Raw genomic sequence first — 21,414 nt, forward strand, 5'->3', positions numbered from 1 at the left:
CGGAACCAACTTTACTATAGCACTGTTTTTTCAAATAATCAAATAAAGATTATGTGAATTTTAATCCATATCCAAAAGCTGCCGCTGCTTCAGATCAATAGATGCCCAGACGGTACTTGTCTTCGGTTCTCCGTAAAGATAAACCGTGCTGGAAACCAAGCAGCATATATAATTCACTTTTTGTTCCAATCTCTCCGTCAAGTCCAACACTGTTGTGCGCAGCTTCAACCAGGGTCTTTGCCCTATCTTCAGTAACTCCTCTGCCACGCATCTTTTTATCATGCCAGATCTTTCGGATCCCATTTACTCCAAGCGCGATCATATCTTTTGGCAATGGTGCTTTTTCAAGCACTGCCAGGCCGCTTATTGCATCAAATCGTGTGTATAATCCCAGATATTCCGGGAAATGTATTGCAAGCCATCTCTGGATCCTGTTTGCAGATATGTTGTGCTGCTTTATGATCCTGTCACGGCTGTATACCAGGTCTCTTATCAGAACTGCAGTCTTTTTATTCTCAGTCTTAAGTGTCTCTGCCCAAAGGTTGAAAGAATTGAACCCTTCCAGATTGTTATGAAAAGAAAAAATACGTTTTGTAAGTTCGCGTCCTCTGTTATCAAAAGCTCTTGCATAATGTATCTGGCTTCCGATATCAACTCCGACAACCATTGTTGAATCTGTTACTTGCTCAATCTTTTCATTCTGTGTATAATTCATTTGGAACCTCCAGTGCTTGATTGTTTTGTTTACATCCGCCAAGATGCAACTCAATCATACCTTGAGGTTCTTTTTTATTCAATTGGCGCTTTTAATGAATTACAGGAATGCTCCTTATTATATTTTTCAATCTCGTCATCAATAATTGAATCTACATGAGGGAACAGACAACCGGGACCTCCATAGGTAATACATGGGATGAAATGTCCGTGTGGTGCATACTCCTCACATGCTCTTCTGACCTCCTTGCGGATCTCTTCTTCTGTGGAATCCACACGGTCTACAATAGAAGCATCGATTCCACCCATAAGTGTCATTCTTCCGTTCAGCTGTTTCTGGAGCTTCGGAATATCATTCTGCGGAAGTGTTCCCTGCCAGATGTCAATCCCAAGATCAACCATATCCTCTATGATCGGTTCCATGAAGGAATCTGCGTGATGCATGATGATCACTCCATGGTCTTTCATATATTTATAGGATCTTTCATACTGTGGTTTGATAAATTCTCTCCATGTGTCCGGACTGATGAACAGGGACTGCTTGGAACCCCAGTCATCGTGGGAAAGGATGATATCCGGGTGGAGATTATCAACGATCAGCTTTGTAAGCTGAAAACGGTACTCCCCAATGGCATTGCAGAGATCCATCATATCCTCCGGCTCAAGAAGGAAGTTCACCAGCATATCCTCAAATCCCATCAGGAAGTGAAGCCTCTCAAAAACACCTGTAGGCATAAATGCCATGAAAAGGCTTCCTGAATCCTTTATCTCCTGTGCCTTCTGTTTAAATGGTTCCCATAAAGCCGGATCCGAGCACTGACCGACAATATCAGGGATCACCAGCTGCTCTTTCCATTCTGTGATATCATCAATGACTTTGTTGTCCTCTGTTACATGTGGCATTGCAGCCAGCTGTTCCTGGGGCCAGAGGATCTCAGTTCCGAAAAGATCCTTCATAGGCTCCATACCACGGTGACGGTTTCCACGCACATAATTATTTGCCGGGTTCGGCGGGTAAAAGGTCGCACCCTCATACTGTCTCAGAAGTCGTTCCGGCCTGCCGTCCTTTTTTATCGTTTCAAGTAAAATCTCCGATGCTTTCAACATAATGCTTCCTCCTTTATTATCCTGTGATCTTTCAAAATACCCGATCACTTATCTTTATGATCTTGCATCAATCTCAGCCTGATACTGAAGAACCTTTTCCTTTGTGATCTTAAATCCAAACACCAGAAGCAGAAGACCTGCCAGACAGAAAATAGCCGGAACAAGCGCAAAGGAAATCGTCATTCCCTGACGAGCCGTCCCCTCAAGAACAACTCCGGATTTCCAGCCTACCGCCACAAGACAGGCGCTGAGAATCGTTCCTCTTAAGAACACGGCAATCTTCAGCGGAAGATTCTGTAATCCCATGATCCATCCGGATGCATCTTTTCCGCTCTTCCATGTTGCATACACTACAGTGTCCGCATAAAGTGCAGGTGAAGCTGCAAAAGCCATGCCATAAAAGAACTGGGCAAGTGTCATAAGAGCGATCACTGTCATTGCATTTCCGTAGAAAATGTATACAAGGAACAGTGATACTGCCATTCCTGCATAAGCGATGATCATAGTTGTACGGGATGATATTGCTTTTGCAATGTATCTCATGGAAAAAGCACCGATGATGGCACCGATAGCAACCCAGAGAAGATAAGTGGTCATCAGTCCCGGATTTCCCATTGCATCCCTGAAATAGTAAATAGCAGATGCTGCTGTTACAAATTTCACACACCATTTTGCAAGGTCTGCCAGCATCAGGACCATAAGAGGCGGATTCTGAAACAGGGAAGCAAACATCTCTCTGATCGTGATCTTTGTTTTGTCATTTTTCTTTCCTGCTGTTTCCGTTTCAATCTCTTCATAGCCTTCCGTCATCTTGAAATGGGCAAAATAGGTTACGACCATCAGAATACCCAGGCAGAAAGCTGCTGCTGCAAATTTATTTTTCTCACCGACATATCCGGCAAGAAGTGTTGCAAACGGAAGACCCATATAGGAAAACAACAGACCGCCTATGTTATTCCAGGTTGCCCTGGAGGATGCAAGCGTTGCTTTGTCTTCCGGTGTTTTACCAACAACACTGATCAGGGTTGCGTTGGCAACATAGCTGAAATTCCATGCCACATGAGATGCGATGGATGCGACAATGATCACCACTGCCGAAACCCATTCATTATCGCTGACACGTATGAACATGAATGCATACAGAAACGGCACCATCCACGGAACCATGATCAGCCAGGAACGATAACGCCCCCATTTCTTTGCTTTTGTGCCATTGATGATTCCTCCGTAAAGCCAGGACAGACAGGCATCAACAATGGTAAATACGGAATTGATCACACCAGCTACACCAGCTGCAAAGCCTGCCAGATCCGTCAGAAATGTCATAAAGTAAAATGTCTCGATGTTACTCATAAGAACAAATCCGGCATCACCAACACCAAAGAAATATTTCAGGGCATTTGTAAGACCCTTTTTCTGTTTCGGATCTTGTTTCGGTATTTCATTTTTACTCATTTTCTTTCCCCCTTCGCTGTTTTTTGTGGGGCCGGCCATTTCCACAACTTCACGTTACCTTTGATGGTTATAGTATAGTTGTTTTTTTCCTGTTCGTAAATCCGCACACTTCTTCATTCTTTCTCCAATACTTCATACTTTTTGTACAGTTATTATTGTAAATATGCACAAATAATTTTCTCTCCGTTTTCTTTTTATTTTCCGTCTAATATGTTATAATTTCCTATAAATACAAGGCTTTTATGAATTGGAGGAAATATTTTGAATAAAAGAGAGCATTTCGTGAATAGCCCGCATACCGGCTTCCATCTTAATCTCCAGATCATTGCTGACGATTTTGCGGAGAAAAAAGAGGATGTTTCCATCCTCTGCCGTGAAGACCCCCTGACGCTGGATGGTCTTCGCATATATCAGGCAGGAGCCCTGCTGAAGCCATGCTACCTTTATCTTGTCTTCGGCAATTCTCTTTCCGAAAGCTTTCTGCGATACCAGAACATCGCATTTGTAGTGGTGGGCTCCGGTGATCTTTCCTGCTTTTCCGAAAGCTGCAGGATCCTTCACATTAAGGGAACCCTTTCTTTTTCTGAGATCTTCAACCAGATACAGCAGACCTTTGACAGATATTCTGACTGGGACAGTAAACTCCAGCTTGCACTTGGAAGTATCGATCCGTTGAATGAAATGCTGGAAGCCAGTCTGGATATATTTCATAATCCGGTTTTTGCCCACGACACCAACTTCTATATCCTTTCTTCTCCCCGGCACGTAACCGGTATGTCCGAATGGGTCCATGACCAGCGTACAGGAAGACTCATCGCACCTTTAAGCCTGATTCAGGATTTCAAGCTTGACGCCGAATACCAGCGCACACTTATCACCCACGGCGCCAATATTTATTCCGAAGAGCTCCGCGGTTACCGTATCCTCTACATGAATCTCTGGGTCAGCGGCAATTATCAGGGCCGGCTTTGTGTGGATGAGCTCCAGACGGAGATACAGCCCGGACATTTTTCTGCTCTTGAATATCTTGGCTCCTTTATCGAGCTGTGCATCCGTCGGCATAATCTGTTCCAAATTTCAATGGGAAATGACTCCCGGCAGTTTTTCACGGAGTATCTTTCCGGAAAGCTCACAGAACTACAGGCAGTTACCGATCAGATCCAGTATCTGAACTGGAATCGCCATGACCGGTATCTTGTACTTCGTCTGGAAACCCAGCAGCAGGATGACCGTATGCACTCTTCCATCGCCACACTGGGACACATTGAAGCCCAGATCCCGGAAGGTCTGGCTTTTACCTATCAGCAGGGAATCGTTGTGATCGTTAATCTGTCCTTTAAGCACTCTGTATCTTCCGATGTTATCAGTTCACTTGCGATCATCCTGCGCGAAGGGCTTTTTAAAATGGGAGTAAGCTCTGAATTTCGTGATTTTCTCCTGATCCCTCAGGGATATATTCAGGCTGTTTCCGCCTTGCGCCTGGGCAAAAAAAGTCAGAGCATGGCCTGGTGCTATCATTTTGATGCTTATCTTCTGGAATATATGCTTTCCCAGATCAGCCATCAGATCAGTCCCGAGCTTCTGGTCTCTTCACGGCTGGATGCACTGCAGAATTATGACCGAAAAAACAATACTGAACTGTATCACACACTCAAGGTCTATCTGGAGCATGAACGCAATTCTCTTCAGACAGCCCGTGAGCTTTTTATACATAGAAGTTCCCTGACCTACCGTCTGGAGCGCATCCAGAAGCTCACAAAGGTTGATCTGGATAATCCGAAAGACCGGCTTCTTCTGCAGCTCTGCTTTCTTCTGCAGGAAAAGGACCAGACTGTCACCTGACAACCTGGTCCTTTTTTCTGTTTATATCTGTAAAAACTCCAATCCGAAATAATGTTCCATCCATAGCCTGATGGTTTCTTCCGAATCGCTTATTTTCGTTTCAATGGATCCATCTTCCTTCTGGATCGTAAGAACATCCCCGGTCAGCGCAACACTTCCTTCCGGCCTGCAGATGCTCACCACTCTTTTTCTGGTAAACAATACATCCGGAGATTTTGCACAATAGAAATTCAGCAGTTCAAAATCTGCTTCTACTGCAGGAATCTGTGAAAATCTGAGTATTGGCAGATATTTTTCTTCTTTCTTTCGTTCAACAAGAATCTCTCCGTTTGTATTTCCCGGTTTCATGTTAACACGGTACCATCCGTTTTTTTCTCTGTGGATACCATCCTTCATAAGAACCGGCTTCTTGGGTCCGGGACCTCCGTATCCTACATCACAGTAATAGCTTCCTTCCTCAAAAATAACAAGGGTTGCCCGGTGCAGGACCGGCGGAAGCTCTTCCCGGTTCCACAATATCCTTACCGCCACAGGGATCACACGGAAATCCAAAGCTTTCAGAAACTCATAAAACAATTTATTCAGCTCAAAGCAATATCCGCCTCGTTTTCTGGCAATGATCTTCTCATAAATATCTTCCGACCTCAGAGAAGGAATCCTTCCCTCGTCAAAAACTTCCAGATTTTCAAAGGGAATACTGCAAAGATGAAGTTCCATTATCTTTTCCAGACATTTTTTATCTGTTCTCAATTCACCCTCATATCCGATCCTGCTCAGATATGCCTCCCGTTCTCTGTCATTCATTTTTTCACTCCTGTTCTATTCAAGAAGATAGCAGCTGGTATAGGCGATCGTACAGGGACCATAATAGTATTCCAGACCATTTGCCTGGCATACCTGTGTTACCAGCATTCCATAGGCTTCCATCGAAGAAAATGCCTGTTCGGGGAAACGGCATGGAGCATCCGGATATGTACACGTTTTACATTTTGTACAGCACCCGGCCCCTATGGGGAGCATACCCGGCCATCTTTCTCTGAGCACTTTTTCAAATTCATAAAAATTCTGTTTATGAACCGCTTCTGTCTCCATCATCGTCTCTCCGTCCAGAGGATCCTCCAGTTTCCCCACTGTCTGGACAATAATGCCTTCCCTGTACTTTTCTATCTTTTTTCTGCATACTTCAAGATCTCCGCATCCGGGAGGACAGCTCCAGCGTTTTGCATACATATGGCAGATATTATTTTTGCACATTTCCCTTACCTCCGGCATAAGCTCGATCGAATCGCTCTTCAGAAGCGCTACATGAGAAAATCCTGCCTTTTTTCCCATTTCTTCCAGTTCTTTTATATTAAGCATATCCATTCTCCTCGCATTACGGAAAGCATAAGCCATCCACAAAACAGTCCTGGAACTCCGGCGAGGCTGCCAGCTCCACAAAATCCATATTTTTGACAATCCGATCCATTTCTTTTCTTTCCTCTTCATTCAGAAGCGCGATCCTGGCACCTTCTCCGGCTGCATTTCCCACCGGCTGTATCTTGGGCAGCAGCTCAGCCGGGAACATCCCGATCGCCGCCGCACTTTCCGGATTCATGTAATTGCCGAATGCACCGGCAAGATAGACCTGTTTAATATCCTTTTCCGTGATCTCCAGTCTTTTCATAAGAAGAAAGATTCCCGCTGCGATAGCCGCTTTTGCCAGCTGCACCTCTCCGATATCCTTCTGTGTCAGATAAACGCCCCTGTCATTTCCCGACTTTTCCGGAGGTACCAGCACAAACACTCCCGCCTTTTCCTGGCCGCTTTCCAGATGACCACTTTCATCAATAAAGCCAGCCAGGTACAGCTGTGCCACAAGATCGATCAGACCTGAACCGCATAAGCCTGCCGGAGCCTTATTTCCTATAGTCGTGTATTCCCATTTTCCATCTTTGTATACTACATGATCTACTGCTCCTGCTCCTCCGCGCATCCCGCACTCGATCTTTGCACCTTCAAATGCCGGACCGGCAGCTGTTGAACAGCAGGCTAATCTCGTTTTATTTCCAAGGACCATCTCCCCGTTCGTTCCAATATCGATCATAAGGCTGATCTCGTTCTGGTGATCCTGTCTGAGCGTCAAAATGCAGCCACAGGTATCTGCCCCTACATACCCGGCTATATCAGGCAGCATAAGCAGCTGCCCCTTTCTGTGGATATGGAGCCCATATTGCTTTGCATTCAGTGTAAGCCCCTGACTGATCGCCGGATTATACGGTGCATGGACCAGCGATGCCGGAGAAATCCCAAGAAAAAGATGATGCATGCAGGTATTTCCTACCACAGATACCTGACAGATATCTGATGTGCTTCTTCCTGCTTCCTCTGCCAGTTCCTGGAGCATTTCATCAACCGCATTCCGTATGCAGCCGGTCAGCAGCTCTACGCCATGCTCCAGAGCATGATCCGCCCGCATGATCACATCTGCGCCATACTGAGTCTGTGGGTTCATTCTGCTCTTGAGAGCCAGCTGCTTCCCGGTCAACGCATCCATAAGATAGCCGACCACCGTCGTTGTACCTATATCAAAAGCCGCAAAACAGATTTTTTTCTCTTCTCTGCTGATATCCAGGAGCTCATTTCCTGCACAGATCACATACCATTCTTCTGCTTCTTTTCTGCAGCCGTAAAGCTTCGATGCAATTTCAGTATCAGGCAGAACAGGTTTTTCCACATCCAGCTGTTCTGTCAGCCGCTCCCATTCAGAGCGGTTGTCTCCTGTCTCCGGTTTCTCAAGAATCACTTTTTTCTGTTTCAGATCAGGCCTGAACGCAACCGGTCTCTGCATTCCTTCTGTAAGGATTTCCTCTTCCTGGCATCCGGACAATGTATCTACTTCAAGGTCACTGTGGATTTCCGTCTGACATGCAAGCACCATGTGATCCTCTATTTTAACACGACATTTCCCGCACTTTCCCCGGCCTCCGCAAGGTGCATCAGGAACCAGCTTTGCTTTTCTTTCCGCCTCAAGGATCCTGGTACCCGGTTCCACCAGAATCTCCTTTTCCTCCCTGATAAATTTTATTCGGTACATTTTTATCCCTCCGATGGTCACTGTAAAGCAAAAGCCGCTCTGCCGTCTATGCCATGCACAGACAATACAGAGCGGCCCGTTTTATTTTCCCTTATGCTGCCAAAGCTTTTGCAAGAACTGCTGCGCTTGCTGCATCTTCTGAATATCCATCTGCGCCGATCTCATCTGCAAATTCCTTCGTGATCGGTGCTCCTCCAACCATAATCTTAACATTGCTTCTGAAATCTTCCGCATTAAGTGCTGCAACTGTATCCTTCAGAGCCGGCATTGTAGTTGTGAGCAGCGCTGAAAGTGCAATTACCTTAACATCCGGATTTTCTTTGTAACATTCAATAACCTTCGATGCAGGTACATCAACACCGAGATCAATAACTTCAAAGCCGGCACTTTCGATCATCATCGCAACAAGATTCTTCCCGATATCATGAAGATCTCCTGCTACAGTAGCGATGATAAGTTTTCCCATACTTCCTGTAGCGCCGGATGCAAGATGCGGTTTCAGAACCTCAACACCCTTTTTCATTGCACGGGCTGCTACCAGCATTTCCGGAACAAAGATTTCTCCGTTTTTAAATCTTTCACCTACAACAGCCATTGCATCGATCATGCTGTTAAGAATCTCTGTTGCCTCACAGCCTTCATCAAGAGCTGACTGTACAGCTGCACCTACAAGTTTTGCTTTTCCTTTTTCTACCAATTCTGCTACTTCTGTGATTTTTGACATAATCAAACACCTCCGCTTTTTATTTTTTATCCGCATTCCGCATATGCGTTTTATTTATTTTTTTACAGGTCCGATCAGACCTTCTCTGTATGCTCCGATGTATTCCATACAGTAATCATCCAGACCAAGCAATGCCTCTGTTGCATATACAAGTCCAAGCATATCTCTGTTTGTAGGATCCATGATCGCGCTGTCAAGGCCAGCATTCATTGCAAGTACCACAAATCCGAAATTGATAAGCTTACGTACCGGCAGATTGAAGGAAATGTTGCTGATCGCCGCTGTGATGTGGATCATCGGATACTGTTTACGGACACTTGAAATTACTTCCACGTTCATCGCAATACCATCTTCAGATGTACAGAGCATCTCAACCAATGGATCAATATGGATACGATCCGGTGAAATTCCGTACTCTTTTGCTTTTGCCATGATCTTGTCAAATACCTTCAGCCTGTCTTCCGCACTTTTGGGGATACCTGTATCATCGCTTAGAAGTGCGATAACCTGCCACCCTTTATTTTCAGGCTGTGCCATAAGAGGAAAAATCTTATCGATCTTATCTCCCTCACCGGATACAGAGTTAAAAATACCCGGTTTTCTGCAGAATTTGTAAGCTTCTGTAAGAACATCTGCGCTGGGACTGTCTACGGAAATCGGAAGATCTGTCACTTCCTGAATACAGTCGATCATCCATTTCAAGGTTTCTACTTCTTCTGCTTCCGGAACAGATGCGCAGCAATCGATATAGCTTGCTCCTGAGTTTGCCTGAGCAAGTGCCCGCTGCTTGATGAATTCTGCATCTCTGTTTGCGATCGCCTCCGCCACAGAGGGGATGGATCCATTGATCTTTTCACCTATGATTATCATATTATTTATCCTCCCGTTAACATATTCTGGCCTGCATCAAGAACTGTTACTGTTCTCTCCGTTCTCAGCAACACGCTTCGCGATATACAAAATTTATGCTAATCTCATAAATTCACGCGGTATTTCCCGGGTTTTCTGTGACCTTTGCTCACAAAAATCACCTCGCGGAATATTACCAATGAACAGTAACCAAAAATTCTTATTTCAGTTCCATGTCTTTTATGTAATAATTGTATCAAAATAAATGCAAAAAGCCAGCCGCATTTCATACCATAAACATTGCATTTATTCCTACATTTTGTAGGAAAATTTTTCAGGGAAGATATTCGTGAGCGACAATCTAAAATAAACCCATAAATCATAGCTTTATCTACGATTTATGGGCTTATGCCAATACTTATTTCATATTCCTTACAGTTCCCTAAAATCCGGTGTCCCGTACAGGTCATACGGAGTACTCTGGTATACGTAATAATTCAGCCAGTTCGTATACAGATTGTTGGCATGGGCTCTCCAGGTAAGGAGTGGTTTGTTGTTTGGATCGTCATCTTTGTAATAGTTCTTCGGGATTTCAATAGGCAAGCCCTTGGCAAGATCTCTCTTATATTCGCCATCCAAAGTCACGCGGTCGTATTCCGGATGTCCCATAACAAAGATTTTACGGCCTCCCTCTGCCATTGCAAGGAACAGACCAGCCTCTTCGCTTTCCGCCAGGACCGTAAGATCTTTGCATGCATGGATATCTGCAATGGGAACTTCTGTGTGCCTGGAATGCGGCGCAAGAAATACATCATCAAAGCCCCGGACCAGCGGGATCTTACGGTTCAGTACCCTGTGCTGGAAAAGTCCGAACATTTTCTTATCCAGAGGTTTTTTCTCCAGACCATAAAAATGATAGAGACTGGCCTGCGCTGCCCAGCAGAGAAAGATTGTGGAAGTCACATGCTTCTCAGTCCAATCCATGATCTCAGTCAGCTCATTCCAGTAATCCACTTCCTCAAAAGGCATCTGCTCCACCGGTGCTCCTGTAATGATCATTCCATCAAATTTACGTTTCTTTATATCAGTGAACGTTTCATAAAACTTGTTCAGATGGCTGAGTGATGTATTCTTCGCTTCATGGCTCTCCACAGCCATAAATGTTACATCCACCTGCAGCGGTGTATTGGAAAGGGAACGCAGAAGCTGCAGCTCTGTTTCTTCTTTCAGCGGCATCAGATTCAGGATCAGAATCTGGATCGGACGGATATCCTGGTGCATGGCACGTTTTTCGTCCATTACAAATATATTTTCTCTCTCGAGGATCTCCTTTACCGGAAGATCCCCCTGTGTTTTGATCGGCATTGTTTGCCCTCCTTATATATGAAGCGTCTCTTACAAAGGAGCCGCTCGGCTTTTTTCTTCAGATAAAAAGTATCTCCAGTCTGTACGGCCTTTACTGCACTCCGGCAAGTTTCCGAAAATCTTCTTCTGAAAGGATCGGAATTCCCAGTTCTCTTGCCTTTTTGTTTTTGGATGAATTGGACTGGATATCGTTATTGATCAGATAATTGGTCTTTTTGGTAACTGAACCGGTAACCTTGCCTCCCAGGGATTCGATCAGCTCTTTGGCCTCACTTCGATTTCCAAAGTGCACCAGACTTCCTGTGATCACAAAATTCATTCCTTCAAAGATCTGTTCCTGTTTGGGACTGTCCTCCTGAATATGAAGAAAGCTCATCAGATGATCCAGGCGGCGATTGTTATCCTCATCCTTAAAATAAGCTACCAGATTTCCGGCAATGACCGGCCCGATGGTATCAATATCACTGACCTCTTCCAGACTGGCATGACGTATCCTGTCCAGATCATTGTCAAAATGGCGGCAGATCACTTTTGCATTAGCCAGACCGATATTTGCGATCCCAAGACTGTAGATCACCCTTGGAAGTGTGGTCTCTTTCGCCCGTTCCAGACTTTCCATAAGATTATCATAGGATTTCTGCCCAAAGCCTTCCATTTCCACAATCTCATCTTTATACCGGCTGATCTCAAAAATATCGCCAAAGTCATGGATAAATCCCCTGGCAATAAATTTCTCCAGTGTTGCCTCGGAAAGTCCGTCGATATTCATGGCATCCCTGCTTGTAAAAAGCCCAAAGGACTTGATCTTCTTGGCCGGGCACCCCGGATTGACGCAGAAAAGACATTCCACATCGTTTTCTTTCTTCACTATCGTTTCCTGTCCGCAGGCCGGGCAGTTATGCGGGATCGGTGCATTACCGCTTCCGGTCAGATTTTCCGCGATCTGAGGAATGATCATATTTGCTTTGTATACACGAATGGTATCTCCGATCCCCAGTTTCAGTTCCTTCATGATACTGATGTTATGCACACTGGCTCTGCTCACTGTGGTGCCTTCCAGTTCCACCGGCTCAAAAATTGCTACCGGATTGATCAGTCCGGTCCTGGACGGGCTCCACTCAATCTCCAGAAGTCTCGTATCACGCATCTCATCGGCCCATTTAAATGCCATGGCGTTCCTTGGAAACTTGGCCGTAGTTCCCAGCGATTCTCCGTAAGCAATATCATCATACAATGCCACAAGCCCATCTGACGGAAAATCATTGGTCGTAACTGCTTCCGCAAAGTAATCCATCGCTTCATCCAGAGTTTCTGCTGTGACTTTTCGATATTCCACAACCTCAAAGCCCTGTTTATTCAGCCACCGGAACTGCACCTCCCTGGAATTTCGGAAATCCACACCTTCCGCGCTCACTAAAGAAAAAGCATAAAACCGTACGTTTCTCTTCGCTGTAATTTCATTATTCAGCTGACGGACAGAACCACTGCAGAGATTTCTGGGATTTTTGTATTTGGCATCTGCATCTCCGATGGTTTCGTTGATCTTTTCAAAATCCGAATAGGTAATGATGGCTTCTCCGCGAAGGACCAGTCTCCCTTTAAAAGAAATTTTCAGGGGTATGTTCTTAAATACTCTGGCATTATTGGTAATAACCTCTCCCACAATACCATTTCCCCTGGTAACTGCCTTTATAAGCTCTCCGTTTTCATAGGTAAGCACGATCGTCAAGCCATCCAGCTTCCAGGATAAAAGTGTAGGATGTTCCCCCATAAACTCTCTCAAGGCTTCTCTCTCTTTAGTCTTGTCCAGGGACAGCATCGGACTCTCATGTTCCTCCTTGGGGAGCTGTTCCACTGCCTCATATCCTACATTAACGGTTGGACTGTCTGCCAGAACGATCCCTGTTTCTTTCTCCAGTGCGCTCAGAGTGTCGTACAGGGCGTCGTACTCCACGTTGGACATGATCTCCCTGTCTTCCTGATAATAGGCCCTGGACGCTTCCCGGAGCTTTTCTCCCAGCTCTTTCATTTTTTTTATGGATGATTCGTTCATGGCTTCCTCCCGTCCTTTTTTCTGATTTTTCGGAGGAAAGCATCTCCTCCAGTTCTTTTCGTTCTTCCGGCCGGATCTCACGATATTTCCCCTCTTCCAGGCCATCAAGGTGCAGATTCATGATCCGAACACGTTTCAGTGTTACGACTTTATATCCGAAATATTCACACATACGACGGATCTGGCGGTTCAGCCCCTGGGTAAGGATGATACAAAAACTGTTCTTACCTGTTTTTGTAACCTTGCAGGGACGTGTGACCGTATCAAGAATCGGCACCCCGCCACTCATGCCACGGATAAATTCTTCTGTCACCGGTTTATTCACGGTTACCTGATATTCCTTTTCATGATAGTTTCCCGCCTTCATGATGCGGTTCACCAGATCTCCTTCATTGGTAAGGAGAAGCAGGCCTTCGGAATCTTTATCCAGCCGTCCTATGGGATAAACCCGCACCGGATAATCCAGATATTCTGTTACTGTCATCTCATTCCGCTGTTGTCTGGTGCTACAGACAATCCCTTTTGGCTTATGAAAAAGAAGCAGGATCTTTTTTTCCTGTTTTTTTACAGGCTTTCCGTCAATACAGATCTCCGCATCCGGGAGGATCTTCATTCCTGTGGAAACCAGTTCTCCATTGGCAGTAACTCTCCCCGCTTCTGTCAGTCGGTCTGCCTCTCTTCTTGAGCAGACTCCTATATCGCTTAAATATTTATTGATTCTGATTTTTTCGTCCATTGTTCTATTATATATTTTTTCTCAGGTGTTCGCAACCGGTTATTTTTCTTGTATTTTCCTGCTCATTATTGTATGATAAACAGAAATGTACTTAAATATCAGGAGGAAAAACATGTCAGAACGTACTCCACGCATAAAACGGCTGCTGATCTTTGTCACTGTTTTCCTGTGTCTGATCTGCGGTATTCTCTTTACCCAGTCATCGGCCGGTCCTTTTGAAAACAGCAGTACTTCCGTAATTTCCGTAAATACAAGCGATATTTCGGCTATTGAACCAGGTTCAGATCGCGATCACCATACAGATGCATCTATATCTTCCGGCGCTCCCTCGCCTTCCGCCACACCGTCTCCTGTTCCCACAGAGATTCCCGAAACAGAAAAGGTTTCGCCGGAGGCGGAAAACGGAGTCTGGACACCAGATGGCACCAACTGGAAATTTATGGTTGACGGAACCGCCTATACCGGATGGCTTACCGACACAGATGCTCATCGATATTATTTCAACAAGGATGGGATCATGCAGACCGGCTGGATCACCCTGGGTAAAAAACGTTATTATCTGGACGAAGACGGAATCATGCAGACCGGAACCATCACCGTAAATGGAAAAAAATACATATTGGCAGCAGACGGTTCGCTCAGAAAATGATCTTTCGTTATATCAGAACAACAAAAATGCAGGTTCTTCCGGAACCTGCATTTTTGTTAACCCTTATTATTCTAACAGACCACTATAGACATAACCGGTCTGTCCATCATAATCAACCTGTATCCAGTCGCCTTCCTGCCCCTTCTTTTCAACTTCCGTTCCTGCAGAAAAACCACCGATAACCTCACCCTCTGAATCTGCGGAAGCACGAACATTACAGTCCTCTGTAACTGTAAGCATTGTCCCTGCATCTGCGGAAGCACTGGCATCTTCACCAAGGCCCTGAAGGAATTCTGCCAGAGAGGAATCACTCTCCTGCGCAGCTTCATAGTCTGCCTTCACCTTTGTGATAAGCTCCTGCACATCCTTCTCAGATTCCAGTTTTTTCACATAGGCACTGATATCTGCATCGTCATCAGCACCACCTTTGATCTTCAGATTGCCGTCACTGCCCGTCTCCACATAAAACTGGCTCAGTGCCGGAACCGGAGTCTCAATTCCAGTACAGATATAATTAAAGACTACATAAACGACATACGAATCGTCCGTCAGTCCCTTCTTAGCGTAAACATTCTGTACCTCATACCCATCAATATAATCCCTTGAATTAACCTGCGACTCGTCAGCCGGCGTAAATCCGTCCTCGATCGTCTTAAGTGTTGCAATGTCTTTTTCCCCAAAAGCTTTATAATAGCTCTGAATCAGCTCGGTTACTTCCGTGCTGGCTTTTTCCATGGTTGTCTCCGCATCCGTATCTGCCGCGGGACTGGCGTCTTTCTTCTCGTCTGTCTCCCCATCATTTGCCGGAGAAGAAGGATCATTTTCCTGGTTACTTTGGGCTGTTGTCTGATCTTCATTGGAATTCCCCTTCTTACCTCCAACACAGGCGCGGACGCCAAAGATCAGAACAAGCACGATCACCAGAATGGCTCCGCCTAACATAAAATAGCGAAGGTTATCTGATAACCATTCTCTGAAATCATCCAAGTTCTTGTCCTCCTTATCATAACAACACGCCGGAACAATTCCCACTGTTCCGGGTAACACACCTGAAGGGAATCGAACCCCCGCACATGGTACCGGAAACCACTGCTCTATCCACTGAGCTACAGGTGCATAATGAAAAACATAACTTCTAAATTCAGGTATGAAATTATCAAAGTAGGTTTACACTGTTTATGATTTTAACACAAATCCATGAAATTGTAAAGATTTTTTTAAACAGTACATATTCATCACACATTTTATGGTTGCTGTTCACTCCGTTCTCAGTATCATTTTACGCACTTTAGTCATTTTCCCAGGCCAGAAGGGTGAACACATTCACCCTTCAAACCTGTATACCACATATTTTTCTGTCTGCGCAACAGGGGTACATCCTGCCTGACGGATATAGTCATGATTTGTAAGATTTACCGGAAGAACGAGATAATCGGTTTCCGTTCTTTTCAATACCTGCCGGAACTTATCGATTCCTACATCCATCTGATAACTTATCACATCCATGATCACTTTCTGGATCTGGTAGGCCTTGCTGTTTTCGTAGTTTCCTACCACAGTACTTCCTGCACGATACAGGGTAAAATTACGATCCAGAACAAGGATCAGTGAAGGATCATACTGTCTTGCCACCAGATTCAGCTCATTGTCAAAAACAACCTTGGGTTGTTCTTTATCGCAGTCCTGATGGATCACATCGCATACTGAACGCAGCTCATTCGGGACTTTATAGATATTTTCCGCCATCACATAATCTTTTGCAATGCCGGGCACAGGTGTCCCCGTAGTGACGATCACTGCCGCAAGGATCAGCGCTGTTACAACTTTCAGCCATCGAAACCTTACCGCTTCCACGATCCGTACAACATAATAGGCAGCACCCGGGATCACCGGAAGGATCCAGATAAAACGATAATATTCACTTTCAAAATGCACCTTTGGTATCACATATTTTACAAGAACCGGATTATATACCGTAAGTGCCAGAAAGACCAGATAATACAGGAACACTCTGGATTCTTTTCTCCTGCGATAAAAAATATCCCAGAGTACACCTGCCAGAAAAAATACAGGCAGCAGACAGCCGCTCCAGTAATTCTCCATACAGATCTGCACAAAACGCAATCCCAGTTCTTCAATTGTTACTCCCGCCATTTTCTTCTCCTATCCATGGTATCTTCCCAGTTTCCTATGATGCCGGAAATGCGATCCATCCAAGCTTTGCCGAAAAATAAACCAGGGCATACAAAAATCCCGGCAGCATACAAAGCGCATAGGGAATTGCGTAGGAAAGCTTTTTCTTCAGCACCATCACCGGAAGGATCGCCGTACTGACTACTGCCGGATAAATAAGGGAGGATCCTGAAAACGTCAGCGCACTGACGGCCGCAATGAAAAGCAGCACCCAGCTTTCTTTATTTCTTCCATCTTTGTTGAGCCAGAGACGTGTACTTACCAGAAGCGCTGTCGGAATGGAAATATTTGCCAGCAGGGCCTTCCCTTCATAAACCCGCATAAACGCAAAGGTTCCTGTTGTATAGATAGAAAAAGAAAACAATTGCATCAGGCACACAAAAAGAACCATCAGGTCTGCTTTTTTTTCATCTCCACGAAAAAAGCTTTTTCCGATCTGGTAGATCAGAAGATTGATCATCAGCATGTTGATCACAGACATCACGACCTTGGACTGAACGATCGGGTGGATGCCCAGAAGGACACACCACACCGCATTGTTCATCGGATATGCAGAAAGATCATAGCGGAGATTAAAATTTCTCTGGATCACACCGGTAAGCGGACTGTATCGGGCAAGAGTGTCTGTATACACAGAAGTGCTTACTGCACCAATATAATGTGTTGCATCTGCAGTAACGTCCTGATATGCAGCCACCAGAAAACACTGCAGGATCACTGCCGCAGCTACCAAAAGCAGCAGCAGTGAATGTTTCCGAAATGTTTCTCCTATCCGGTCCAGCTGTCCCTTCCAAAGTTTATGCGCGAACAGACATGCAGCCAGTACACAAGCTGCCATGATCGCCATCCACAGATACGAAAAGGCACTCAGTTTTACCCATTTCAGTGTCATAGGAACTGCAAGTATCTCAAAAACCGCAAAATACAGAAGATATCCCAGGACCAGTTCCATGGTTATTTCCGCCTTAATTTTCAGTATCCGTGTCAGCAGACTTCCTGCACAGAAAAATACCAGCAGCTCCAGGATCAGTCCGGCAATTGCCAGTATCAGCTCCTGCATTTCACACCTTCTCTCCGGTTTCTCTGGCAAGGATTCCCATTGCAACCTTCTCCGGAGTGATCGGAAGTTCTCGGACACGTACACCTGTTGCATTATAAACTGCATTGGCAATAGCCGGACATGGTGTATCGATCACAAGCTCACCAATGGATTTTGCACCGAAAGGACCTGTCTTCTCGTAGCTGCTCTCAAACTCGATCCGCACCTTCGGAATATCCATACGATTGGGGATCTTATACTGCATAAAAGAATTATTACGGATCTTTCCCTTATCTGTATACTGCACATCCTCATACAGAACCATTCCGATTCCCTGACCAATACCGCCTTCTGCCTGCACTCTGGCAAGATTTGGATTGATCGGGGTTCCACAGTCGATCACGCCCACATAATCAATGACATCGATCTGTCCGGTCTCTTTATCGACCTCCACTTCAGCGGCACCTACCATAAACGGTGGCGGAGAGATCGGAGAAGAATATTCTTTTACAACCTGAAGCTCACTGCAGACTCCACAGGTCGCTTTTCCTGCGATCTGCTGCAGCGTTACCTCTTTTCCGTCTTCTGTGCGTACTTTTTCTCCGTCAAAATCAGAATCCTCAGCTGATACTCCAAGCATCTGTGCGCCAAAAGCATGGATTCTCTTTCTGAGTTCTCCGCAGGCCTGGATCACGGCATTTCCGGTAGCGTAGGTTGTGGAAGATGCATAAGAACCGGAATCATAGGGAGAAATATCTGTATCCACACTGAATACCACGATATTTTTCATATCTGTATCCAGACAGTCTGCTGCCATCTGAGCAAGAATGGTATCACAGCCGGTTCCCATATCAGAACATCCAAGTGCTAGGGTATAGGAACCATCCTCATTTAATTTAATGTCTGCTCCGCCGACATCGATCCCTGCAATAGATGAGCCCTGCATGGCCATAGCGATGCCGACACCCCGTACTTTGCCGTTACCCATATCACGGAACGGATATTTCTCGTCCCATCCGATCATTTCCTTTGCACGGGCAAGACATTTATCCATGGTACAGCTGCCGTTGATCGGTACATCCGGATATCCCGGAAGTGCCTCTCCCTCCATAGGCATGTTCAGCTCACGGAATTTTACCGGATCCATCCCCATCTTATGAGCCAGCTCATCTGCTGCGGACTCCACAGCAAAAATACCCTGTGTGGCCCCATAGCCACGATAAGCGCCAGCTGCCTGCATATTGGTGTAAACAACATCATAAGCAAAACGGTAGGCTTCCGTATGACGATACAGCGCAATGGATTTATGGCCTGAAAGTCCTACGGTTGTAGGCCCATGCTCTCCATAGGCACCGGTGTTGGAAAGAGTATAAAGATCGATTGCCTTTACAATACCGTTTTCGTCTGCACCCATGCGGATATGGACTTCCATCTCATGACGCGGAGAAGACGCGATCATGGATTCCTTTCTGGAAAAAACGATCTTGGACGGACGCCCGGTAACCCATGTTACCAATGCCGGGAAAACCTCACTGACAGAAGACTGTTTTGCACCAAAGCCCCCGCCGATACGCGGCTTGATCACACGAACTTTGGAAGACGGAATGTTCAGCGCGTTTCCTACGATCCTTCGGATATGAAACGGGATCTGGGTGGAAGAAACCACCGTCAGTCTCTGAAAATGGTCCATATAACAGTAGGTGCGGAAGGTCTCCATCATGGTCTGCTGATTTGCCTTTGTGTGGTAAACCTGGTCTACTGTATACGCACATTTCTCCAGCATGGCATCCACATCACCCACTTCTTCTACATTGGAGGAACAGAGATTACGCTTATTATCTCCGCCGGCCGGGATCGGCATATACCAGTCATCCTCCGGGTGCACCAGAATGGGATTATCCTTGGCTGTGTGGATATCCAGAACTGCTTCCTCCACACGATATTTTACCTTAATGCGTTTCAGGGCTTTATCTACTGCCTCTTCTGTCTCACCAGCTACGATGGCAACCGGATCACCTACAAAACGCACATGCTTATCTATGATATAACGATCCCATGGACTGATCTCAGGCGCTGTCTGTCCGGCCAGAGTAAATCTTTTGTGAGAAACATCCTCATAGGTCAGAACACAGGCAATCCCCTCGATCTTCTTTGCCGCATCTGTCTTGATCTCTTCCACCCAGGCATTTGCATGAGGACTTCTTAAGATCTTGACGATCAGGCAGTCAGAAGGTGCAAGATCATCGGTATAGACCGGTTTTCCGGTTACCAGCGACATTGCATCTGTTTTTGGCACCGGCTTGTTTACGTATTTCATTTTCCTTCCTCCTGTCCTTTTTTATAGTCAAGAAATTTCAGGATACTTCTGGTCTGTCCCACAAATCCCGAGCAACGGCACAGATTTCCGGAAAGATACTCCAGGATATCCTCTTCCGTAGGATCTTCCAGTTCCTTTAACATGGCAAATACATTCATGATAAATCCCGGATTGCAGAAACCGCACTGCTCTGCTCCCTCATTTGCCATAAAAGCTCCGAATTCCTTTGCTTCCTCCTGCATTCCCTCCAGAGTCACGATCCGTTTCCCGTCTGCGCGGGCAGCCAGCATGGAGCAGGACAGTACCGGACGTTCATCCATCAGCACAGTACAGAGACCACAGTTTGCAGTCTCACAGCCACGTTTTACGCTGTAACAGCTGTTTTTCCGCAGAAAATCCAGAAGCAGTTCATCCGGACGTACCTCTGCCTGCCGTTTTACACCATTCAGCCAGAAAGTGATATTCATTCTGCTCTCCCTCCGATCTCTTCCCAGGCTCTTCTGGTGAGGACTTTCACAAGAAGACTCCTGTATTCTTTTGAAGCACGCATGTTCTTGTCTGTAGAAACATGTTCCGCTGCATATGCAGCAAAAGAAGCTGCTGCATCCTTTTTCTGCTGTACATTCATCTGTACAAAATCTTTTAAGATTCCCTCTTCATCTTCCAGGATCATTGCTTTTCCGGGTCTGGCTCCAATGACAGTTCTTGCTTTTCCGTCAATAAGAGCGGCCGCACAGGTGAGCACAGGAAAATCTGTGGAATTGTTCCGCTGGCTTAAGTACACACTGTTCAGCGGCTGTTTTTTTACAATGATATTTACCAGGATATCGTTATCCTTTTCCATGGATGCAAACTGTGCCAGCGGAATGGTTCCGCCATTATACAGCTCCACCCAGGTATCCAGTGCCAGAAACATGGTCAGTACATCGGAAAATCCGAATCTTCCGAAAATACTTCCGCCCACTGTGGCACAATTTCGAAACTGCACACCCACAATGTGCCGTACACTTTCACGGACAGCACCGTTTGTATAGGCATTCAACTCTTTATGAGTTTCCAGCGCATGAAGTGGTGTCATGCAGCCGATCACAAATGCTTCTTCTGTTTCTGTAATAATATCCAGCCCAAGACCTGACAGGTCAATGGCTGTCATGATGTTCCGGTTTCCCATTTTCAGCCAGACCATACCGCCCAGCACACAGGCTGTTCTTTTCTGGTTCAGTTCATATGCCTGTTCAAGGCTTTCTGCCTTTACGTAATTCTTTATCTTCAGCATACTTTATTCCCTTCTGAAT

18 protein-coding genes, 1 tRNA gene and 1 pseudogene are annotated in these 21,414 nt (G+C 45.6%); 2 read left to right on the top strand and 18 right to left on the bottom strand.

Annotation, left to right across the window (positions count from 1 at the left end):
• Positions 1-94: 94 nt before the first annotated feature.
• The 3 genes from MUB50_RS11255 to MUB50_RS11265 form a co-directional block, all read right to left on the bottom strand.
• Positions 95-715: a hypothetical protein gene (locus tag MUB50_RS11255; protein WP_244791117.1), complete on the bottom strand. Its 621-nt coding sequence runs from the start codon at positions 713-715 to the stop codon at positions 95-97.
• Positions 716-789: 74 nt separating this feature from the next.
• Positions 790-1,821 (bottom strand): uroporphyrinogen decarboxylase family protein, encoded by a 1,032-nt coding sequence (locus tag MUB50_RS11260; protein WP_110102183.1) that lies wholly within the window; start codon positions 1,819-1,821, stop codon positions 790-792.
• A 54-nt stretch (positions 1,822-1,875) separates the two neighbouring features.
• Complete coding sequence (locus MUB50_RS11265) at positions 1,876-3,276, bottom strand: MFS transporter (RefSeq protein WP_118623784.1); 1,401 nt, start codon at positions 3,274-3,276, stop codon at positions 1,876-1,878.
• 261 nt (positions 3,277-3,537) lie between these two features.
• Here MUB50_RS11265 and MUB50_RS11270 point away from each other — a divergent pair, with 261 nt between their 5' ends.
• Complete coding sequence (locus MUB50_RS11270; protein ID WP_118623782.1) at positions 3,538-5,118, top strand: PucR family transcriptional regulator; 1,581 nt, start codon at positions 3,538-3,540, stop codon at positions 5,116-5,118.
• A gap of 21 nt (positions 5,119-5,139) precedes the next feature.
• Here the strand turns inward: MUB50_RS11270 and MUB50_RS11275 are convergent, their stop codons facing one another.
• The 8 genes and pseudogenes from MUB50_RS11275 to MUB50_RS11310 form a co-directional block, all read right to left on the bottom strand.
• Complete coding sequence (locus MUB50_RS11275) at positions 5,140-5,922, bottom strand: arylamine N-acetyltransferase family protein (RefSeq protein WP_118623780.1); 783 nt, start codon at positions 5,920-5,922, stop codon at positions 5,140-5,142.
• 15 nt (positions 5,923-5,937) lie between these two features.
• The gene (locus MUB50_RS11280) at positions 5,938-6,477 is read right to left on the bottom strand and encodes a DUF2284 domain-containing protein (RefSeq protein ID WP_118623778.1); all 540 of its coding nucleotides are present in this window, start codon (positions 6,475-6,477) and stop codon (positions 5,938-5,940) included.
• Between the two features lie 16 nt (positions 6,478-6,493).
• Positions 6,494-8,194, bottom strand: a complete 1,701-nt coding sequence (locus MUB50_RS11285) for an ASKHA domain-containing protein (protein WP_244791119.1) — start codon at positions 8,192-8,194, stop codon at positions 6,494-6,496.
• Between the two features lie 91 nt (positions 8,195-8,285).
• Entirely contained in the window at positions 8,286-8,918 is a 633-nt protein-coding gene (locus MUB50_RS11290) for a corrinoid protein (RefSeq protein ID WP_015524728.1), read from the bottom strand.
• 54 nt (positions 8,919-8,972) lie between these two features.
• Entirely contained in the window at positions 8,973-9,788 is an 816-nt protein-coding gene (locus MUB50_RS11295) for a methyltetrahydrofolate cobalamin methyltransferase (protein ID WP_021650848.1), read from the bottom strand.
• A 411-nt stretch (positions 9,789-10,199) separates the two neighbouring features.
• Positions 10,200-11,132, bottom strand: coding sequence for a homoserine O-acetyltransferase MetA (gene metA / locus MUB50_RS11300; RefSeq protein ID WP_118515882.1), 933 nt, complete (start codon positions 11,130-11,132; stop codon positions 10,200-10,202).
• Between the two features lie 91 nt (positions 11,133-11,223).
• A complete protein-coding gene (ligA, locus tag MUB50_RS11305; RefSeq protein ID WP_118623776.1) occupies positions 11,224-13,185 on the bottom strand; it encodes an NAD-dependent DNA ligase LigA in 1,962 nt (653 codons plus the stop codon).
• A gap of 85 nt (positions 13,186-13,270) precedes the next feature.
• Positions 13,271-13,921 (bottom strand): annotated as a pseudogene (locus MUB50_RS11310) (pseudouridine synthase); the annotation flags it as partial.
• Positions 13,922-14,033: 112 nt separating this feature from the next.
• Here MUB50_RS11310 and MUB50_RS11315 point away from each other — a divergent pair.
• On the top strand, positions 14,034-14,570 hold the full coding sequence (locus MUB50_RS11315; protein ID WP_244791121.1) for an N-acetylmuramoyl-L-alanine amidase family protein: 537 nt from the start codon (positions 14,034-14,036) through the stop codon (positions 14,568-14,570).
• Between the two features lie 66 nt (positions 14,571-14,636).
• On the opposite strand, the gene MUB50_RS11320 is transcribed toward MUB50_RS11315, so the two are convergent.
• The 7 genes from MUB50_RS11320 to MUB50_RS11350 form a co-directional block, all read right to left on the bottom strand.
• The gene (locus tag MUB50_RS11320; RefSeq protein ID WP_227752215.1) at positions 14,637-15,557 is read right to left on the bottom strand and encodes an SH3 domain-containing protein; all 921 of its coding nucleotides are present in this window, start codon (positions 15,555-15,557) and stop codon (positions 14,637-14,639) included.
• A 57-nt stretch (positions 15,558-15,614) separates the two neighbouring features.
• Positions 15,615-15,686 (bottom strand) — tRNA-Arg (locus tag MUB50_RS11325).
• A 207-nt stretch (positions 15,687-15,893) separates the two neighbouring features.
• Positions 15,894-16,724, bottom strand: coding sequence for a hypothetical protein (locus tag MUB50_RS11330; protein ID WP_244791123.1), 831 nt, complete (start codon positions 16,722-16,724; stop codon positions 15,894-15,896).
• A 34-nt stretch (positions 16,725-16,758) separates the two neighbouring features.
• Entirely contained in the window at positions 16,759-17,823 is a 1,065-nt protein-coding gene (locus MUB50_RS11335; protein WP_244791126.1) for a DUF6077 domain-containing protein, read from the bottom strand.
• A gap of 1 nt (position 17,824) precedes the next feature.
• A complete protein-coding gene (locus tag MUB50_RS11340; protein ID WP_244791128.1) occupies positions 17,825-20,119 on the bottom strand; it encodes a xanthine dehydrogenase family protein molybdopterin-binding subunit in 2,295 nt (764 codons plus the stop codon).
• The gene (locus MUB50_RS11345) at positions 20,116-20,586 is read right to left on the bottom strand and encodes a (2Fe-2S)-binding protein (protein WP_015524717.1); all 471 of its coding nucleotides are present in this window, start codon (positions 20,584-20,586) and stop codon (positions 20,116-20,118) included. The genes MUB50_RS11340 and MUB50_RS11345 overlap by 4 nt, the downstream gene beginning before the upstream one ends.
• Positions 20,583-21,395, bottom strand: a complete 813-nt coding sequence (locus MUB50_RS11350; protein ID WP_244791130.1) for an FAD binding domain-containing protein — start codon at positions 21,393-21,395, stop codon at positions 20,583-20,585. Before MUB50_RS11350 ends, MUB50_RS11345 begins: the two co-directional genes overlap by 4 nt.
• Positions 21,396-21,414: the final 19 nt, after the last annotated feature.

The sequence above is a fragment of the Blautia sp. NSJ-140 genome (assembly GCF_022868965.1).
Classification (GTDB): domain Bacteria; phylum Bacillota; class Clostridia; order Lachnospirales; family Lachnospiraceae; genus Blautia_A.

Bases quoted from the DNA above. Each gene is read 5' to 3' on its own strand.
- MUB50_RS11255 (WP_244791117.1), bottom strand. From the start codon at position 715: ATGAATTATACACAGAATGAAAAGATTGAGCAAGTAACAGATTCAACA.
- MUB50_RS11260 (WP_110102183.1), bottom strand. From the start codon at position 1,821: ATGTTGAAAGCATCGGAGATTTTACTTGAAACGATAAAAAAGGACGGC.
- MUB50_RS11265 (WP_118623784.1), bottom strand. From the start codon at position 3,276: ATGAGTAAAAATGAAATACCGAAACAAGATCCGAAACAGAAAAAGGGT.
- MUB50_RS11275 (WP_118623780.1), bottom strand. From the start codon at position 5,922: ATGAATGACAGAGAACGGGAGGCATATCTGAGCAGGATCGGATATGAG.
- MUB50_RS11280 (WP_118623778.1), bottom strand. From the start codon at position 6,477: ATGCTTAATATAAAAGAACTGGAAGAAATGGGAAAAAAGGCAGGATTT.
- MUB50_RS11285 (WP_244791119.1), bottom strand. From the start codon at position 8,194: ATGTACCGAATAAAATTTATCAGGGAGGAAAAGGAGATTCTGGTGGAA.
- MUB50_RS11290 (WP_015524728.1), bottom strand. From the start codon at position 8,918: ATGTCAAAAATCACAGAAGTAGCAGAATTGGTAGAAAAAGGAAAAGCA.
- MUB50_RS11295 (WP_021650848.1), bottom strand. From the start codon at position 9,788: ATGATAATCATAGGTGAAAAGATCAATGGATCCATCCCCTCTGTGGCG.
- metA (WP_118515882.1), bottom strand. From the start codon at position 11,132: ATGCCGATCAAAACACAGGGGGATCTTCCGGTAAAGGAGATCCTCGAG.
- ligA (WP_118623776.1), bottom strand. From the start codon at position 13,185: ATGAACGAATCATCCATAAAAAAAATGAAAGAGCTGGGAGAAAAGCTC.
- MUB50_RS11315 (WP_244791121.1), top strand. From the start codon at position 14,034: ATGTCAGAACGTACTCCACGCATAAAACGGCTGCTGATCTTTGTCACT.
- MUB50_RS11330 (WP_244791123.1), bottom strand. From the start codon at position 16,724: ATGGCGGGAGTAACAATTGAAGAACTGGGATTGCGTTTTGTGCAGATC.
- MUB50_RS11335 (WP_244791126.1), bottom strand. From the start codon at position 17,823: ATGCAGGAGCTGATACTGGCAATTGCCGGACTGATCCTGGAGCTGCTG.
- MUB50_RS11340 (WP_244791128.1), bottom strand. From the start codon at position 20,119: ATGAAATACGTAAACAAGCCGGTGCCAAAAACAGATGCAATGTCGCTG.
- MUB50_RS11345 (WP_015524717.1), bottom strand. From the start codon at position 20,586: ATGAATATCACTTTCTGGCTGAATGGTGTAAAACGGCAGGCAGAGGTA.
- MUB50_RS11350 (WP_244791130.1), bottom strand. From the start codon at position 21,395: ATGCTGAAGATAAAGAATTACGTAAAGGCAGAAAGCCTTGAACAGGCA.